Raw genomic sequence first — 16453 nt, forward strand, 5'->3', positions numbered from 1 at the left:
GTCAAGCTCACTTTTCCTCGGCGCTGAGAACCTTGCCGAATTGATCCCACGTGCTGCCGTTCCAGCGCTGCAGCTGCAGCTGCGTGTACGCCATACTGCTTTCCGGGCCCGTGCTGATCGTAGCACCCGGTATGAGCGTGGGAAGTGACAGCCCGCGGATGCTCCGCGATTGCTTGACGATATTCTCACGCGAAAGATCGTCACCGCACTGTTTGAGCACCTGCTCCAGGATCTGTCCCTGCTGCGTACCGAACAGATAATTGGCATCACCGATGTCCGCGCCCGGCAGGTATTTCGCGAAATGCTCACGGTACCATTTGATGCCGGCGTCGTCGGCCCACTTCTTGTCGTTCGGATCCTTGGTGATCGTTGCCGCGACGATGCCCACGGCTTTTTCCGGTCCAGCGGGGACGATGGTCGAAGAGACCGAGCTCGAAACGAAATTGATCAGGAACAACGGCTTCCAACCAATCTCATCGGCCTTCTTGATGGCCTGCGCCGCGAACTTCGGCGTGCCGGCAACCAGGAACGCTTCTGCGCCAGACGATTTCAACTTCACCACGTGGGAATCGATCGTCGGCTCGGTCACTTCATAGGAGGACGATACGACTTTCTTGTCGAAGTCGTCCTTCAGATAGCCTTTGAACGCATTGAGGAAGTCCTTCCCCAAATCGTCGTTCTGATAGAGGATCGCAATCTTTGCGTCCGGCCGGGCCTGAGTGATGTATTTCGCGTAGATGCGCCCTTCCGTGTCATAGCTGGGCAGCCCCGTTGTGGTCATCGGAAATTCGGCGAAGTTCGTGAATTTGGTGACGCCGCTTACCACAAACAGATGCGGCACTTTCTTCGCGTTGACGTACTTGATGGTGGCGCCGATGCCGGGAGTACCGAGGGGGCCGAACAGGAAGGCTACTTCATCGCTCTCGACAAGCTTCCTGGTCTGCTCCACCGTCTTGGGAGGGCTGTAAGCATCGTCGTAGGTGATGAGATTGATCTTGCGGCCGTTGATGCCACCGCGCTCGTTGATCGAATTGATGTAGGCGATCAGACCCTTTCCGGTATTGCTGAGCGGCGACGCGGGACCGCTAAACGGGAACGTAGCTCCCACCTTCACTTCGGCGCTCGTGACGCCGGGCGTTTCCGCACGCGCGTGCGCGCCGACAATCGTCATGCCGATCGCGGCTGCTAGTATGGACTTCCTGAACATCGACTTCTCCCCTGTGCGGCGACGGGCTGCGTCGCTCATCAATCGTTGAATTTCCGTGCGGCCTCGGCGACCGACCCCTGGTGCGGCTTCGTCCCATTCCTTGCAGTGCATCACTCAGCCCGCAGCTGCGGCATCGGACGCCTTCCCGGCCGCCCGCTCGATCGCCAGCTCTCGTAGCTTGTGTTTGAGTATCTTGCCGGTGGAGGCAGCGGGCAGAGCGTCGAGCACGATCAATTCAGTCGGGCGCTTGTACGAAGTGAGCTGTTGGGCTGCGTACGCCTTCAGGTCTTCGGCGCTGATACTGGCGCCGGGGAGAAGCTGCACGAACGCGACGACCTCCTCGTTGCCATCAACCGGTCGTCCCACCACAGCTGATTGGACGACCTGGTCGTGCGCGCTCAGCACCGCCTCCACCTCGGCGGGGTAAACGTTGAAGCCGGAGCGGATGATGAGTTCCTTGGTGCGACCGGCAATGTAAAGATGGCCCTCGCCGTTCACCCGGGCGAGATCCCCTGTGTTGAACCATCCCTGTTCATTGATCGCCGCAGCGGTCTGCTCGGGAGCGCGATAGTAGCCCAGCATCACGTTGGGGCCCCGGACGTGCAATTCGCCCACTTCGCCCGCCGCCACCTTCTTGCCCAGCCTGTCCACGATCCGGTGCTCGATACCGGGAAGAAACGGGCCGACCGTCTCGTCTGAGACGGGGTGTTCTGAACGGACACCCGACAGGCCGGGCGAACATTCAGTTATGCCGTAATTGTTCAATAGCGGAATCCCGAATTCGTCCTCGATCCGCTTCTTCAGGTCGAGATCGAGCGGCGCGCCGGCGACGGCTATGGTCCGCAGCTTGCCTCGCTCGAGTCGCTGGATGCCCTTGACCGCCTTGTGCTCGAGCAGGCGCTGATATGTGGCTGGAACACCGAACAGGCTCGTAATCCCCTCCTCGGCTATGGCATGGGCCAGCGCGGCGGGATCGGCCTTAGCCACAACGTGCAATGTGCCGCCGTGCATCAGCGTGGCGATCAGCAGGATCGAATACCCGACGATGTGGGACATCGGCAGCACGCCGTAGATGCGATCGGCCGGACCGCTTTGGCGAAGGATTCCCGAAGTCTTTGCGGTAAAGAGCAGGTTGCGGTGGCTCAGCATGACTCCCTTCGGAGCACCGGTCGTGCCCGACGTGTAGAGAAGGCCCGCGACCTGGCGCGCGCCATCCTTCTCGACGGGCTCTGCCTGCGCATCCGCATTGAGTGGACCAATCCCGATTCCGCCGAATGGCCCCACAGCGTTAATTCCAGCTCCGACGCGGCTCGCGTGATCGGCGGCTTCCTTCGACAGCGCCGCGTTGAACAGCACGCGTCTTGCGCCGCTGTGAGTCCTGATCAGGTCGATCTCCCTCGCTGAGAGGCGGGGATTAACCGCAATGCCCCAAGCGTCGAGCTTGCTCGCCGCGAACAGCATCGCCCCCAGCGCCACGCTGTTCTCGCTCGCAATCATCACGCGATCGCCGGGCCTGATCTCCAAACTGGAAAGGTCCTTCGCCGCGGCGTCGACAGCTTCCGAGAACTGCCGGTAGCTCCACGAACGCCCCCCTTCGACGAAGGCCGGATGATCCGGGATGTCCCGCACGAACGGCGCGTAGACCTCGTGTACCCTGGATGGCAGGCCGTCCAGCAATTCGGTTGCAGTGATATCGTCCACGCTCCTCATGCCATCCTCCTCGCGCCTTGTTTTTCGAGAGTGCTGCGTGGCCTCCCCCTTCAAACGGGCAAGTCCGCTCCTTCACCTCCATCGGCGGATCGATTAAACAGTTCTAAAATAGAACTGTCAAGTCAGGTGGCCATTTGCCATGTTTGATAGCAAGAACGATGTCGAACTCGGACACAGAATTCCTATTTCGAATTATATGTTTAAGACGCAAATCCTTCGGAGAAATCAGTGAGATAAGACTCGCGTGACGAGGTGCAGTACTCGTTGGCACGCGGTCGCGGTGGCGCTCGTTGCGGTCTGCTGTTCCGGCGTCAACACTTGCTTCGCGTGCCGGGACAGCGAGATGCTCCGACTCGGGAGGCGTTGCTCAGGCGCTGCGCAAGCCCGCACTGAAGCAAGTGCGAGTCACCATTTCTCGGCCCATGGCCGGAGCACGACTTCGAACGCCCAGGTCGACCGATGCTGCTGATGAAGCTGAAGATAGGTTTTCGCGATATGGACGGGATCGGCCATGTTGTCGTCGACGGTCGTTCCCGCCAGCCGGTGAGCGCGGGTCCCGTCCTCCTGGGTCCAGCCGATCGCAGCGTCGATCGGCACATTCGCAACGTGGATCCCCTGCGGCATCAGCTCTCTTGCCATGCTTTGTGCCAGTCCGGACTTGGCATGACATGCCATTGCAAAGGCGCCACTTGATGGGAAGCCCTTGAGCGCCGCGCTGGCGTTCGTGAAGATGATCGTTCCTCTCGCGCCGTTGGCGTCGGGTTCGTTTCCCAGCATGAGCCGAGCAGCCTGTTGACCGACCAGAAACGCGCTGAAGGCCGAGTTTCGAAGTGTTTCGAGCGCCATGACCGGGTCGGCGTCGATAATGCTCTTGCGAAAAATGCCGGGAACCCGGCCATCGATGTTGTGCACGACGAGCCTCGGCGTCCCGAAGTCTTGGACGACACTCCCGAACAGCTGTGCCACAGTCGCCGGGTCGCTGGCATCGCAGGCGTATCGACGCACGCCATGCGTCTTCTCGAGGGTCTCAAGGACCGCCTTGTCGGGATTCCTGGCGGCGACGCAGACACGCATGCCGTGTTCCGCGAACAGCCGGGCGCAACTCGAGCTGATGCCCGGGCCGCCACCGACAATGAGTGCAACGTCCTGTACCGAAGGTTGGGTGTCGCGGTTGGATTGAGTCATGTTGCTTGCTCGCACGCGTTTGGTGGCCGGCAATCTATTTCTTCAGCGATTCGATCAGCCTCACCTGTAACTGGGAGCGCGTTTCTCGATAAAGGCTCGCACGGCTTCGGTGTGCTCCGCCATACCCGCCGCAACGACCATCTTCTCTGCCTCGTGATCCAATGACGTCAGGAAGTCAGCCGAAAGCGCGAGGTCGAGATTATCCTTGATGGCGGCATAGGCGCTCACCGGACCGTTCGCCAACATCCTCGCCCATGCGAACGCTTCCTTCTGCAAGTCAACATCAGGCACCACGCGATTTACCAACCCCAGTGCTTCGCAGCGGTGTGCATCGATCCGTTCGGACAGGAACATCAGTTCGCGGGCACGCGCCGTCCCGGCCAGCCGGGTCAACAGCCACGAAATGCCGTAATCGCCGGTGAGCGCAATCTTCGTATAACCTGTCGTCATGATGGCGGATTCGGCAGCAATTCGAATGTCGCAGGCAAGCGCGATCGCAAGGCCAGCGCCGGCCGCCGGTCCTGGCAGGGCCGCGATGGTGGGTTTACGCACCGAGACAAGCACGCCGGTCAGGGTTCGCTGACGCTCCTTCAGTCGCGCAACCTTGTCGCTGATTGACATGGCCGGTGCAGCAGAGTTGCTGCCCATCCCCTTGACGTCGCCGCCGGCACAGAAGGCGCTGCCTGCACCCGTAATCAGCAGCGCGCCGACGTCCGGATCGTCACCGTTGCGCTTGATCATCCTGCGCAACGCCGGCGTGAGATTGTCGGACAGCGAATTTCGCACCTCAGGTCGGTTCAAGGTGATCACGGCGACGCGATCCCGGATCGCACACAGCAATTCATCTGTCCCCGTATCAATCGAGATTGACTCATCAGACATGATTTCGACCTTTCCAGTCCTGCGTCTGCGCGGCTCGTTAAATGGAGAAAGCGAGACCGCGTTTCTCATCGGCCAGGCGTCACCAGTTTTCGCGGAATGGCCGCAGTTCCGCGAGGAATGACCAGGCCGATCGGTCCTGACCGTAGAGATGGTACAGTTCGTCGGCGATGGCGGCAGGCTTGATGAAGAAATCATCCGGTTTGTCGCTCATCCGCGCGCGCATCCGGGGCGTATCGATCACGGCGTCGATGAGAACATAGGCGACGTGGATGCCGAGAGGCCCCATGTCACGCGCGATCGACTCGGCCAATATCCGCTGCGCCGCCTTTGTCGGAGCGAAGCCGGCGAAATTGGCCTTTCCCCGGATCGAAGACGTATTTCCGGTGACGAGGATCGCGCCCTTGCCTCGATCGATCATGTCAGGAGCTACTTCGCGGGCCAGGTACAACAAGCCCATCACGTTGACCTCGAAATTTCCCTTCAGCATGTTCGGATCGATCTCGCGAAAGCTTCCCCAGCCTCCTCCGACCGCGTTGTGGACGAGAACCTCTGCCACTCCAAAACGGCGCTTTACGTCATTGACCACAGTCCGCACCTGGCTCTCGTCGGACACGTCGCAGGTCACCGCGTGCACATCGGGAAGCTCTTGCGCAAGGCGATTGGTGAGCTCCGCTGAGCGGGCAAGCGCTATGATACGGAATCCGCCTGCAGAGAACCGCTTGACGATGGCAGTTCCAGTGCCCGGCCCTACCCCGGTCACGATTGCGATTGGTTTTTCGGTCATTTAACGCTCCCTTCCAGCTATTGTCCGGCCGCTCTCATATGAATTCGCTCGGACTGCGACTGATAGGTGGCAGCCTCGTGCGCAGACACCAGGGCCAGACGAACCGCTACGTTCTTGTGGTACGGCGTGCCCGCAATGGGATCGCGATTGCCGCTTTCCGTGAGCAGATTGATACGCGGCCCGTTGATGAGCCGCTCTCCGTCCGACGTCGGGTATGCCTGACCGTAACCGTGCGGCAGCGCCAGCTGGCCATTCCGCATCGCATCGTCGACCTTGCAGCGGACGACGAGCCGTCCGACCACCGACTCGACGGCGATCCAGTCACCATCCTCTGCGCCCAACTCGCTCAGATCGCTCGAATTGATCAACATGGCGCCGTCCGGATCCTCGCGCCGCCACGCGGGATCGCGAAAGATCTGGTTGGCATTGAACATGCGGCGGCCACCCGCCGCCAGCATGAACGGAAACTCCTTTGGCGCGCCCGCGGCTTGCGGATCGAGCCGTGCCAGCCATTCCAGCATCTGCGGGACCACCAGCCGAACCTTGCGGTCCGAATGGCTGATCAACGACCAGACCTCATCATAGTCGTGCCGGGTAACGGCAGTGCCTTGCCGGGTGGCTACGATAGTGTCGAACAGGAGATCGCCGAGCTGGTGATCCGCCACCTCGTCCGATGCGCCGATCGCCCGCCGTACCGTTTGCGGCGATCGCTTCGCGCAAGCCAGTGCCGCCCCCCACAAGGGTGCCGCAGCCGCCGTGCCGTCCGGAAGCGTCTGCCCTAGCGTGTGATAGAGCACTAGCGCAGCGACCGCGCCGGGGTTTTCAGCGATGACAGCACGAAAGGCGATGGCGAACTCGGCTCGCGAACGCCGCGCCGCCTCCCGCAGGGGCGCGAGCACATTGTCACCTGGCAGAAGCCCCAGGGCGATGGCAAGCCGCGTGTAGATCTCAGGCTCCGGCAAGGTGCCGGCGAGCGGCGGCAACACACCGGCACGAACATGAAAATAGTTCGTCGGAAATTCGAAGTTGAACAGGGTGAATTCAGTTTTCTCGAACTGTGAGGACGCCGGGAGAACGTAATGCGCGAGCTGTGCGGTTTCGGTCATCGCAACGTCGACCACAACGCATAGGTCGAGCGCGCGCAGCGCGCGTTCCACGGCCCCGGTGTTTGCGGCCGTGTTGGCGGGATTGGAACTGTCGATCCAGGCGCAACGTAATCGGTCAGGATGGTCCTTTAGCACTGCTTCGGGGAAAATGTTGGGCGGCAACAGGCCCCCAATAATTGCGTCGCCGGTCGGCGCGAATGTCTGGTTCGGAGAATTGCCCCATAGCGGTTGAAGCCAGCTATGCAATTGGTTGGTGCCTTTACGGCCGAAATTGCCGGAAAGCATGATCAGAAGCTTTTCGAGATAGGAGTTGAGCGTCGAGTTGATGCCTTGCTGGATGCCGAGCTCGACCCGTACCACCATGGCCTTCGCCGCCACGATCATCGCGGCGCAACGCTCCAGATCCGCGATCGAGATATCGGCGGCGGCAGCCCATTCTTCAACGGGGATGTTTAATAGCGCCTGCCGCACTTCCGCGAAGCCGATCGTGTGCTCCTCAATGAAGGCATGATCGATCCGGTCGGACCGGACAAGCGTGGCCAACAGGGCCCCAAGGAGAAACGAGTCCGCGCCGGGACAAACCGCGAGATGCAGATCGGCCATTTCGGCGGTTTCGGTTCGCCTGGGATCAATGACGATCAGCTTGCGTGCGGGATCCTTGCGGATTTGATTGAGATGATCGCGCGCATTGGGGAAGCCGTGCGCAATCCAGGGATTTGCACCGATGACAAGCAGAAGATCGCAATGATGGACGTCCTCGGCGGTGTGGCAGGTCTGGCTGCCGAACATGTGGCCATTGACCCAGAAGTCGCCGGTCTTTTCCTGCGAAAGGGCATTGAAGACGCTGCGCGAACCCAGTGCGCGCAACAATCCACTGGCATAGGCGCCGCCGGCGTGGTTGCCCTGCCCGCCACCGCCGTAAAGGGCAATAGTCTTGCCTCCATATCTGTCGACGATGTCTCGCAGCCGCTCTGCGATTTCTGCGATCGCCACGTCCCACTCGATTGCATCGAAGCCGCCGTCGGCGCGACGACGCAGCGGAGTCGTAAGCCGATCCTTGTCATTCGCATAATATGGAATCCGGGTCGCCTTGTTGCACAGGTAGCCCTGTGATTTCGGGCTCGAACGGTCGCCCCGTACTTTCTCGAGGCGCCCCTCGTTGACCAGGACTTCGATCCCGCAATTGAGGTAACACAGGTTGCAGGCCGTCTTGAGCCATTTGCCGGCCGTCATTTTGACCTCCCTTGTTATGATTTTTCGCAGCGCGCCGCCTTTGTTGTTCTTCGTTGCGGCTTCCGAGTCCGGCCGCCCGCGGTCTTGCGTCCGGCATCGAGGATGCGGTCGGAAAATTTCCCCGCGCCGACGGCACGCGACAGCACGATCGATCCCACCATGGTTGCGATAGCGCCTGTCGCGATTTGGCGGGCCTGTCCAGGTGGCTCACCGGGAAGCAACTCGAGAAGGGCGTCGATCATCCTCTCCAGTTTGGAAGTCAGAGCCTGCTGCTCGCTCGGGCCCGATCGCGCGACATCGACGGCCAGGGTTGGAAGCGCGCAACCGTGTTTGGGATTGTCGCGATGCCGGGGACTAAGATAATCGCCGATCAACGCCTCGAGGCCTTCCCTGCTGGTTTTCCCGTTCGCCAGTTTTTTCCATCGCTCAGTCGTTTGGTCCATCGCGAAGGCGATCGCCTCGCTGACAAGCGCGGCACGCGAATCGAAATGGTTATAGAAACCGCCGTGTGTGAGACCCGCGAGCTTCATTAACTCGACAACACTGAGCCCTTCCGCGCCACTTTGGCGCAAACCGTAGGAGGCATTTTCAACGATCCGATCGTGGGTTTGACGCCTGTGGTCTTCTACGTATCGCATCGGCCCTCCGTGCAAGGTCGTAAGGTGATCGGCTGCACAACCCGTCTCCATCCCCTCGAAGCAATTCTGGAACCGCGCTTCCTTGAAGTTCACGGCAACATTTCATTGCAATGTTGGCTATCTTATATGACTATCGTCATATAACAACACCTATCAACAGGAGAGTTCGCCATGGCCACCGCTTCCGACCCCGTCGTCATCCTTTCCGCCGCCCGCACACCGCTCGGCCGCTTCATGGGCGAGTTGTCGCCTCTCAGCGCCCACAAGCTCGGCTCCCACGCGATGTCAGCGGCGCTGGAACGGGCCAAGCTGGCGCCCGAGCGGATCGATGAGGTTTTCATGGGCAACGTCTTGCCGGCCGGACAAGGCCAGGCACCGGCACGCCAGGCCGCCCGCGGCGCCAAACTGCCGGATGCCACCGGGGCCACAACCGTCAACAAGGTCTGCGGCTCCGGCATGAAAGCGACCATGCTGGCCCACGACATCATCAATGCGGGCTCGGCCTCGATTGTACTGTCGGGCGGCATGGAGAGCATGAGCAATGCGCCCTATCTGCTGGCCAAGGCACGCGGCGGTTACCGCGCCGGCCACGACCGGATCATCGATCACATGTTGATGGACGGGCTGGAGGACGCCTATGAGACCGGCCGCTCGATGGGCGATTTCGGCGAGGCTACCGCGGAAGCCTATCAGTTCACGCGTAAGGATCAGGACGCTTACGCGATGGAGACCTTGACCCGCGCCCGCAAGGCGGTCGAGGGTGGCGCATTCAAAGCCGAGATCGCGCCTATCACACTGACCGAAAAGACCGGGCCGCGGATCATCGCCAATGACGAGCACCCGCTCAAGGTCGATCCCGCCAAGATCCCCGGGCTGAAAGCCGCGTTCCGCGCCAACGGCACCATCACGCCGGCCGCCTCCTCCGCCAATGCCGATGGCGCTGCGGCGCTCATTCTTGCAAAGCGCTCGCTCGCGGATCGCGACGGCCTCCCCGTGCTGGCAGAGATCAAGGGCCACGCCACCCACAGCCAGGAACCGCAATGGTTCACCACCGCGCCGATCCCGGCCATTCGCAAGCTGTTGGACAAGGTCGGCTGGAGCGTCGGCGATGTCGATCTGTTCGAGATCAACGAAGCCTTTGCCGTGGTGGCGATGGCGGCGCAGAAGGATCTCGGCATCCCCAGGGAGAAGCTGAACGTCAATGGCGGCGCCTGTGCGCTCGGTCATCCGATCGGTGCCACCGGCGCGCGCCTAATCGTGACGCTGTTGCACGCGCTGGAGGCGCAGAACCTCAAACGCGGCGTTGCAGCCCTTTGCATCGGTGGCGGTGAAGCCACCGCCATCGCGATCGAGCGCGTCGTCCGCAGATAGCACGGCCGATCCGACAAGAAAGGGGCTCGGCGAGCGGCGCGAACCGCGTCACTCGCCGCCCGGTAACCAGCCTATCCCTACCAGCGCGAAAGTTCCCATGACTGACCAGTGCCAAACGGCCACGAGCGTGCCGCGGGATGTTCCCGTCTCCAGCGGCCTGGCGATCGCGGTCCTTTCCGTCCTGGCCGCCATGGGAACGCTCGCGACCAACATCTTGCTGCCGTCGCTGCCACAAATTGCGATCTCATTGAATGTCACCAGCGCCGCGGTCACATCCGCCATTACCGTCTTTCTTGCGGTGTTTGGGATAGGACAGCTCCTGGTCGGACCGCTCTCGGATCGCTACGGCAGACGCTGGCCAGTCCTGATCGGATTTGCAGTTTTCTTCGGCGGCAGCGTCTGGTGCGGTTTGGCAACAGATCTACCTAACCTTTTGGCCGGCCGCGTCGTGCAGGCAGCAGGCGCTTGCGCGACATCAGTACTGGCTCGCGCCATCGCCCGCGACATGTTCCGTGGGCCGGCACTGGCGCGCGCGATGGCGCTGATCATGATCGCAATGTCTGCAGCTCCCGGATTCTCGCCTTTGCTTGGCGGCGCACTCGATCACAGCTTTGGCTGGCGCTCCGAATTCGCTCTAGTCGCGGCCTTTGCCGCAGCTGGCGCCATTGCCTACGGCATCATCCTCGGCGAAACCCACAATTCGATCCGCACGCCGCTCAATCTGCTCGCCATCGCCAGGACCTATGGCAGCCTGATGGGCGATCGTCGTTTCGCCATCCCGGCTGCAACCGCGAGCCTGATTATTGGCGGCTTGTTCTCGATGTTTTCGGCTGCACCGCGCTTGTTCATTGAAGCGCTGCACTTCACGCCGATCCAGCTCGGTCTCTTCTTCGCCGGCACCGTCTTTATCGTATTCGCCGCGGGCATGCTGGCGACGAAACTGGCTCCACGCTACGGGCTCGATCGCCCGATCCGGGCAGGACTGTGGGCAACGGCCGCCAGCAGCGTTGCGATCCTGCTCATCTCGATGATCAGCCCGACTTTCTTGCCGTTTCTGGGCGCGATGTGCGTGTTTCTCCTCGGCATGGGCGTTGTCAGTCCACTGGCTACCGCCCGCGCGCTCTCTCCATCCGGGGAGAAGGCCGGCGCCGCCTCGGCGCTACTGGGTTTCTGGCAGATGATGAACGCAGCAATCGGTGTATGGCTTGCTGCAACGGTGTCGCATGAAGCAATGTTGGCCCTGGGCGTCGTGCTGAGCGGGTTTTCACTGCTGGCGCTTGGTCTGTACGCGCGGATCGAGAGGTCTTGATTGGCTTTGACACCACATGGGCCACTTGTCAGTCGCTCGTCAGGTTTGTGAAGTCCGGCTTACGCCGCTCGGCAAACGCCGCGAACGCTTCGCGGGCTTCGCCGGTCTGCAACCGCTCGGCAAATAGCGCGCTTTCCCGGTTTGTTTGGGCAGCGATCTTGTCCATTTCGCGCATGAGCGCTTTGGTGTGACTGAGAGAGCCCGCGGGCCGTTTGGTCAGGGCTTCGGCGGCCTGCCAAGCCCTGGCGCGCAAGTCTGCGGCCGGCACCACGGCGTTAGCCAGACCGCAGGCCAATGCGGCGGCTGCATCGAGCGGCTGTCCCAACGCAAACATGGCGTACGCGCGGACATGCCCGATGCGGGCGGGCAGCAACCAACTCGAAGCCGCCTCAGGAACCAGCGCCAGATTCACGAACGGTGTCATCAGCTTCGCCGTGTCGGCAAGAAATACGAGGTCGCAATGCAGCAACATCGTGGTGCCAACGCCTACCGCGTTGCCCTGCACTGCAGCGACGAGTGGGCGGGTGGCCTTACCTAGATTGCGGATGAACCGGAACGCCTGGCTTTCCCCTATATTGCTACCGTTGGCTTGGGCACTGAAATCGGTGATATCGTTTCCGGACGTAAAACTGTCGCCATCTCCCTGAAATAGAACGACCCGCACGGCAGGATCTTTCTCTGCGCGCTCCAGCCCTTCCGACATGGCGCTGTACATTTCATTGCTGAGCGCGTTCTTCTTTTCAGGACGGGCCAGCGTCATCGTCATGATGCCTCCGGCCACTTCAGTTTTCACATGCTGGGTCATCGATCGTTCCTTTAATCAAGCGCCGTGGAATTCCGGCTTGCTGCTGCCAGGCGGACGCTTCATCTCGAACATGTTCTCCGTCTTGACCTCGAGGTAATCTCCACCACGGCCGGCGCGCAGTATGGGACGCGCAAGCGCCGTGTTGTAGACACCGTCCTCGATCAAGGACTTGTCGATGTATACTGCGACAACTTCGCCGAGCACGAACCATCCTTCGACCTTTTCACCGCGCGCATTGGTCAACTGCGAGACGTCGGTGACCTTGCATTCCATAGCGGCCCTGCTCTCGCCTACCCGCGGCACCGCTACGTGGCGCCCCGGGATCGGCGTCAGCCCTGCCGTTTCGAACTCGCTCACACCGTGATCGAGGGGCGCGGCCGTCTTGTTCATGCGCTCGCCCAGATCCATCGTGACCAGATTCCAAACAAATTCTCGGGTCTCGCTGACGTTCTTGACGGTGTCCTTCCACGAAATTGAGGAGAACCCGATTATCGGAGGGTCGTAGAGGAACGCGTTGAAGAAGCTGTATGGAGCGAGATTCAGTTGACCAGCCGCATTGCGTGACGAAATCCAGCCAATCGGACGCGGCGCGACAATCGCGTTGAATGGATTATGTCGGAGTCCGTGACCCTTCGAAGGCTCGTAGTAGTGGAAGTCGGCCAGATCCATAAACTCCCCTTCCCCTAGACTGCCGAAGGCCATCCATTGCTGGTCAATCGAGCTTCACCATAACAATCACACCACGCACAACCGTGCGTGGGCATAGCCCTCGTTAGAACATCCGGCTACGCGATTGCTCGGGCGGCAGCAGGCCTTTGCACGGCGCCATCAAGGAAACCAGTCAGGCGTTGACGGATGATTCGCTCGGCATCCGCCATGATGCGGTCGATCAGTTCCTTCACCGTCGGAATGTCGTGAATGAGCCCAACGACCATACCGCAGCTCCACGCGCCCGCGTCCATGTCGCCGTCGATCATCACCTTGGGATAGACGCCCGCCACTTGCTCGTGGATGTCGTCAATCTTCAGGCTTTTGCCTTTCGCTCGCTCGATTTCGAGCAGGTGTTCGACGCCCTTGTTGTTCAATACACGTTCGGTATTGCGTAGCGCGCGCATCACCAAACGGGTGTCGAGCTCCGATGCCTTCACGAGTGCATCCTTGACGTTCTGGTGCACCGGCGCTTCCTTGGTAGCGATAAAGCGCGTGCCCATGTTCATGCCGGCGGCGCCCATCGCCAGCGCCGCCACGAGGCTGCGCGCGTCGGCCATGCCGCCGGAAGCAACGAACGGAATTTTCAATTCCTCAGCCGCACGCGGCAAGAGGATCATGTTGGGCATATCATCTTCGCCGGGGTGGCCGCCGCACTCAAAGCCGTCGACGCTGACGGCGTCGCAGCCTATTTGCTCGGCTTTCAGCGAATGCCGGACGGACGTACATTTGTGGATCACCTTGATGCCGCCTGCTTTCAAGGCCGGCATATATTGTTCGGGGCTGCGCCCGGCGGTTTCGACGATCTTGACGCCGCCTTCCCTGATGGCAGCGATGTATTCCGGATAGGGCGGCGCGGTAAAGGTCGGCAGAAAGGTCAGGTTCACACCGAACGGCTTATCCGTCATGTCGCGGCAGCGCGCGATCTCCTTGGCGAGCAATTCCGGCGTTCTCTGCGTCAGTCCCGTGATGAGCCCGAGGCCGCCGGCATTGGACACAGCCGCTGCCATTTCGGCAAAGCCGACATAGTGCATCCCGCCCTGGATGATGGGATGATCGATGCCGAACAACTCGGTAATTGCAGTCTTCACGTGTGCCTCCGATAGGTTGAAATTTACGGCTTAATGGCCCATTGTTCGTCAGTGGATAATTTCGAGCAGTCCCGCGGCGCCCATGCCGCCGCCAATACACATTGTAACAACAGCATACTTGGCCTGGCGCCGGCGGCCCTCGATCAGGGCATGGCCGGTCACTCGCGCGCCGGTCATGCCGTAGGGATGACCGACTGCGATCGATCCGCCATTGACGTTAAGCTTTTGCGGGTCGATCCCGAGCTGGTCGCGGCAATAGATCACCTGCACCGCAAATGCCTCATTCAATTCCCACAGATCGATATCATCGATCTTAAGCCCGTGACGTTTGAGTAGCCGGGGCACGGCGTAGATCGGCCCCACTCCCATCTCGTCAGGCTCGCAGCCCGCTGCGACAAAGCCGCGGAAGATACCGAGCGGCTTTAATCCTTTCTGTGCGGCCAGCTTGTCGCTCATGATGACGGTAGCACTGGCGCCGTCCGAGAGCTGGCTCGCATTACCGCCGGTAACAGTGAAACCCGGCCCCTTTGCCGGCTTGAGGCCAGCAAGACCCTCGGCCGTGGTATCGGGACGTGGCCCTTCGTCGGCCGACAGCGTCACTTGCTGATACGACACGGCACCGGTCGCCTTGTCCGTGACCGCCATGGTGGTCTTGATCGGTGCGAGTTCGTCGTTGAAGCGGCCGCCCTGCTGGGCCGCAGCCGTCCGGCGCTGGCTCTCGAGGCCGTACTCGTCCTGGCGTTCCCGCGAGATACTGTAGCGTTTCGCTACGATTTCGGCAGTATCCAGCATCGCGATGTAGGCGTCCCCTTTCATCGCCAGGAGTTCGGGATCGACGGCATGAAAACTGTTGAACTGGTTGTTCTGGACCAGGCTGATAGATTCGCCGCCGCCGCCGATGGCAACCTCCACGCCATCGAAAATGACCGAACGTGCAGCCAGCGCAATCGCCTGAAGGCCGGACGCGCATTGGCGATCGATAGTTGTTCCGGCCACGCTCACCGGAAGCCCAGCACGCAGCAGCGCCTTTCGTGCGATGTTGGTGCCGGTGGTACCCTGTTGCATGGCGCACCCCATCACAACGTCCTCGACTTCGGCACCCTCGACGTTGGCCCGTGACAATGCAGCGGAAATAGCATGACCCAGCAACGTCGCGCCTTCGGTATTATTGAGGGCGCCCTTGTAAGCCTTGCCAATGGGGGTGCGTGCAGTCGACACGATTACGGCTTCAGTCATTCTTTACCTCTGATCGGGGTGCGGCAGTCGATTTGCTGCGTTGGAAGGACAATTAGTTCTGCTGCGCGTACCGCATCAGATGGTAGGTGGGGTCACCGAATTGAACGTTGATGGAGTTTATTCGCTTGAAGTAATGCCCGACGTTCAATTCGTCGCTCATACCCATGCCTCCGTGCAACTGCACGGCCTGCTCTGCGACGAAGCGGGCGGCGTTGCCAACCTTCGACTTCGCGCCCGACGCAAGCTTCGATCCATTTGGCTCATGGGCGGCGAGGCTGAGGTTCAAATGTTGCGTGAGCGAGATCGACTCTTCGAGCGCGATGAACATGTCGACCATCCGGTGCTGCAACACCTGAAAGCTCCCGAGAGCAACCCCGAACTGCTTGCGTGCTTTACTAAACTCCAGCGTCGCGGAATTCAGCACAGACATCGCACCGACTGCTTCCGCGCAGAGAGCGGCGATAGCCCGGTCACGGCACGCGTCGAGCGCCACTACGCCCTCTCCTTCGACACCAAGCAACTGGCCGGCCGGTACTTCCACGTCCATCAGCGTCAGTTCGGCGGCGCGCCGACCATCGATCGTCTTGAAGCTCTGCAAGCGAAGATTGGCCGCATGGCGATCGACGATGAAGAGGCTCACGCCAACGCGATCGCGCGGTCCGCCCGACGTGCGCGCCGACACGATCAGCTTATCAGCCCACGGCGCACCAACCACCGCAGCCTTGGTTCCGCTTAGGACAAATTTATCCCCCTGGCGGCGCGCGGTGGTGGTGACGTTGTTGAAATCATAACGTGACCGTCCTTCCGCCCAGGCCAGCGCCCATATGGCCTCTCCCTCCATGATCTTGGGCAGGAACGCCTGGCGCTGCTCGGGCGAGGCGACGTCCTCGATCAGACCGCCTGCCAGGACAACCGTCTCGAAATAAGGTTCGACGACGAGGCTGCGGCCGAACTCCTGCATCACAATCATCGTCGCGAGCGAGCCGCCGCCAAGGCCGCCAGAGCTTTCCTGGAATGGTGCCGCGCAAAGTCCGAGTTCGGCAAAGGATTTCCAGTGCTTGCGGCTCCAGCCTTCATCGGTCGCCACGATCTTGCGGCGCTCGTCAAAATCGTATTGCTCGCGCAGAAACCGCTGAATGCTGGAACGAAGCAATTCCTGTTCTTCGGTCAACTGAATATCCATCGGAT

Annotated in this window: 14 protein-coding genes; 2 read left to right on the plus strand and 12 right to left on the minus strand. The window is 61.0% G+C overall.

Translation table 11 applies throughout. The features are described from left to right. Positions 1 to 7 precede the first annotated feature (7 nt). From JQ575_RS02890 to JQ575_RS02920, 7 genes are all read right to left on the minus strand, one after another. Positions 8 to 1207, minus strand: coding sequence for an ABC transporter substrate-binding protein (locus tag JQ575_RS02890; protein ID WP_212031878.1), 1200 nt, complete (start codon positions 1205 to 1207; stop codon positions 8 to 10). A gap of 114 nt (positions 1208 to 1321) precedes the next feature. Continuing rightward, complete coding sequence (locus JQ575_RS02895; RefSeq protein WP_212031780.1) at positions 1322 to 2917, minus strand: class I adenylate-forming enzyme family protein; 1596 nt, start codon at positions 2915 to 2917, stop codon at positions 1322 to 1324. A 405-nt stretch (positions 2918 to 3322) separates the two neighbouring features. Next, positions 3323 to 4102: an SDR family oxidoreductase gene (locus tag JQ575_RS02900; protein WP_212031781.1), complete on the minus strand. Its 780-nt coding sequence runs from the start codon at positions 4100 to 4102 to the stop codon at positions 3323 to 3325. 60 nt (positions 4103 to 4162) lie between these two features. Then, positions 4163 to 4984 carry an enoyl-CoA hydratase-related protein gene (locus JQ575_RS02905; protein ID WP_212031879.1) on the minus strand — a complete coding sequence of 274 codons (822 nt, stop codon included), beginning with the start codon at positions 4982 to 4984 and terminating at the stop codon, positions 4163 to 4165. 79 nt (positions 4985 to 5063) lie between these two features. Beyond that, positions 5064 to 5768, minus strand: coding sequence for an SDR family NAD(P)-dependent oxidoreductase (locus JQ575_RS02910; RefSeq protein ID WP_212031782.1), 705 nt, complete (start codon positions 5766 to 5768; stop codon positions 5064 to 5066). 17 nt (positions 5769 to 5785) lie between these two features. Then, complete coding sequence (locus JQ575_RS02915; protein ID WP_212031783.1) at positions 5786 to 8107, minus strand: molybdopterin-dependent oxidoreductase; 2322 nt, start codon at positions 8105 to 8107, stop codon at positions 5786 to 5788. Positions 8108 to 8121: 14 nt separating this feature from the next. Beyond that, positions 8122 to 8838, minus strand: a complete 717-nt coding sequence (locus JQ575_RS02920) for a TetR/AcrR family transcriptional regulator (RefSeq protein ID WP_312015872.1) — start codon at positions 8836 to 8838, stop codon at positions 8122 to 8124. 78 nt (positions 8839 to 8916) lie between these two features. On the opposite strand from JQ575_RS02920, the gene JQ575_RS02925 reads away from it, so the two are divergent. Both JQ575_RS02925 and JQ575_RS02930 read left to right on the plus strand, forming a co-directional pair. After that, on the plus strand, positions 8917 to 10116 hold the full coding sequence (locus tag JQ575_RS02925) for an acetyl-CoA C-acyltransferase (protein ID WP_212031784.1): 1200 nt from the start codon (positions 8917 to 8919) through the stop codon (positions 10114 to 10116). Between the two features lie 97 nt (positions 10117 to 10213). After that, the gene (locus JQ575_RS02930; RefSeq protein WP_212031785.1) at positions 10214 to 11425 is read left to right on the plus strand and encodes a multidrug effflux MFS transporter; all 1212 of its coding nucleotides are present in this window, start codon (positions 10214 to 10216) and stop codon (positions 11423 to 11425) included. A 28-nt stretch (positions 11426 to 11453) separates the two neighbouring features. Here JQ575_RS02930 and JQ575_RS02935 read toward each other — a convergent pair whose 3' ends face one another. From JQ575_RS02935 to JQ575_RS02955, 5 genes are all read right to left on the minus strand, one after another. Next, positions 11454 to 12230 (minus strand): enoyl-CoA hydratase-related protein, encoded by a 777-nt coding sequence (locus tag JQ575_RS02935; protein ID WP_212031786.1) that lies wholly within the window; start codon positions 12228 to 12230, stop codon positions 11454 to 11456. A gap of 15 nt (positions 12231 to 12245) precedes the next feature. Further along, positions 12246 to 12899, minus strand: coding sequence for a flavin reductase family protein (locus JQ575_RS02940; protein ID WP_212031787.1), 654 nt, complete (start codon positions 12897 to 12899; stop codon positions 12246 to 12248). Positions 12900 to 13015: 116 nt separating this feature from the next. Beyond that, on the minus strand, positions 13016 to 14029 hold the full coding sequence (locus JQ575_RS02945) for a nitronate monooxygenase family protein (RefSeq protein ID WP_212031788.1): 1014 nt from the start codon (positions 14027 to 14029) through the stop codon (positions 13016 to 13018). 48 nt (positions 14030 to 14077) lie between these two features. Beyond that, complete coding sequence (locus tag JQ575_RS02950; protein WP_212031789.1) at positions 14078 to 15265, minus strand: acetyl-CoA C-acyltransferase; 1188 nt, start codon at positions 15263 to 15265, stop codon at positions 14078 to 14080. Between the two features lie 52 nt (positions 15266 to 15317). Next, positions 15318 to 16448 carry an acyl-CoA dehydrogenase family protein gene (locus JQ575_RS02955; protein WP_212031790.1) on the minus strand — a complete coding sequence of 377 codons (1131 nt, stop codon included), beginning with the start codon at positions 16446 to 16448 and terminating at the stop codon, positions 15318 to 15320. Between the last annotated feature and the right edge of the window lie 5 nt (positions 16449 to 16453).

It is taken from the genome of Bradyrhizobium sp. JYMT SZCCT0428 (assembly GCF_018131075.1).
GTDB lineage: Bacteria > Pseudomonadota > Alphaproteobacteria > Rhizobiales > Xanthobacteraceae > Bradyrhizobium.

Excerpts from the sequence above, each read along its gene's own strand:
- JQ575_RS02890 (WP_212031878.1), bottom strand. The coding sequence starts at position 1,207 with ATGTTCAGGAAGTCCATACTAGCAGCCGCGATCGGCATGACGATTGTC.
- JQ575_RS02895 (WP_212031780.1), bottom strand. The coding sequence starts at position 2,917 with ATGAGGAGCGTGGACGATATCACTGCAACCGAATTGCTGGACGGCCTG.
- JQ575_RS02900 (WP_212031781.1), bottom strand. The coding sequence starts at position 4,102 with ATGACTCAATCCAACCGCGACACCCAACCTTCGGTACAGGACGTTGCA.
- JQ575_RS02905 (WP_212031879.1), bottom strand. The coding sequence starts at position 4,984 with ATGTCTGATGAGTCAATCTCGATTGATACGGGGACAGATGAATTGCTG.
- JQ575_RS02910 (WP_212031782.1), bottom strand. The coding sequence starts at position 5,768 with ATGACCGAAAAACCAATCGCAATCGTGACCGGGGTAGGGCCGGGCACT.
- JQ575_RS02915 (WP_212031783.1), bottom strand. The coding sequence starts at position 8,107 with ATGACGGCCGGCAAATGGCTCAAGACGGCCTGCAACCTGTGTTACCTC.
- JQ575_RS02925 (WP_212031784.1), top strand. The coding sequence starts at position 8,917 with ATGGCCACCGCTTCCGACCCCGTCGTCATCCTTTCCGCCGCCCGCACA.
- JQ575_RS02930 (WP_212031785.1), top strand. The coding sequence starts at position 10,214 with ATGACTGACCAGTGCCAAACGGCCACGAGCGTGCCGCGGGATGTTCCC.
- JQ575_RS02935 (WP_212031786.1), bottom strand. The coding sequence starts at position 12,230 with ATGACCCAGCATGTGAAAACTGAAGTGGCCGGAGGCATCATGACGATG.
- JQ575_RS02940 (WP_212031787.1), bottom strand. The coding sequence starts at position 12,899 with ATGGATCTGGCCGACTTCCACTACTACGAGCCTTCGAAGGGTCACGGA.
- JQ575_RS02950 (WP_212031789.1), bottom strand. The coding sequence starts at position 15,265 with ATGACTGAAGCCGTAATCGTGTCGACTGCACGCACCCCCATTGGCAAG.
- JQ575_RS02955 (WP_212031790.1), bottom strand. The coding sequence starts at position 16,448 with ATGGATATTCAGTTGACCGAAGAACAGGAATTGCTTCGTTCCAGCATT.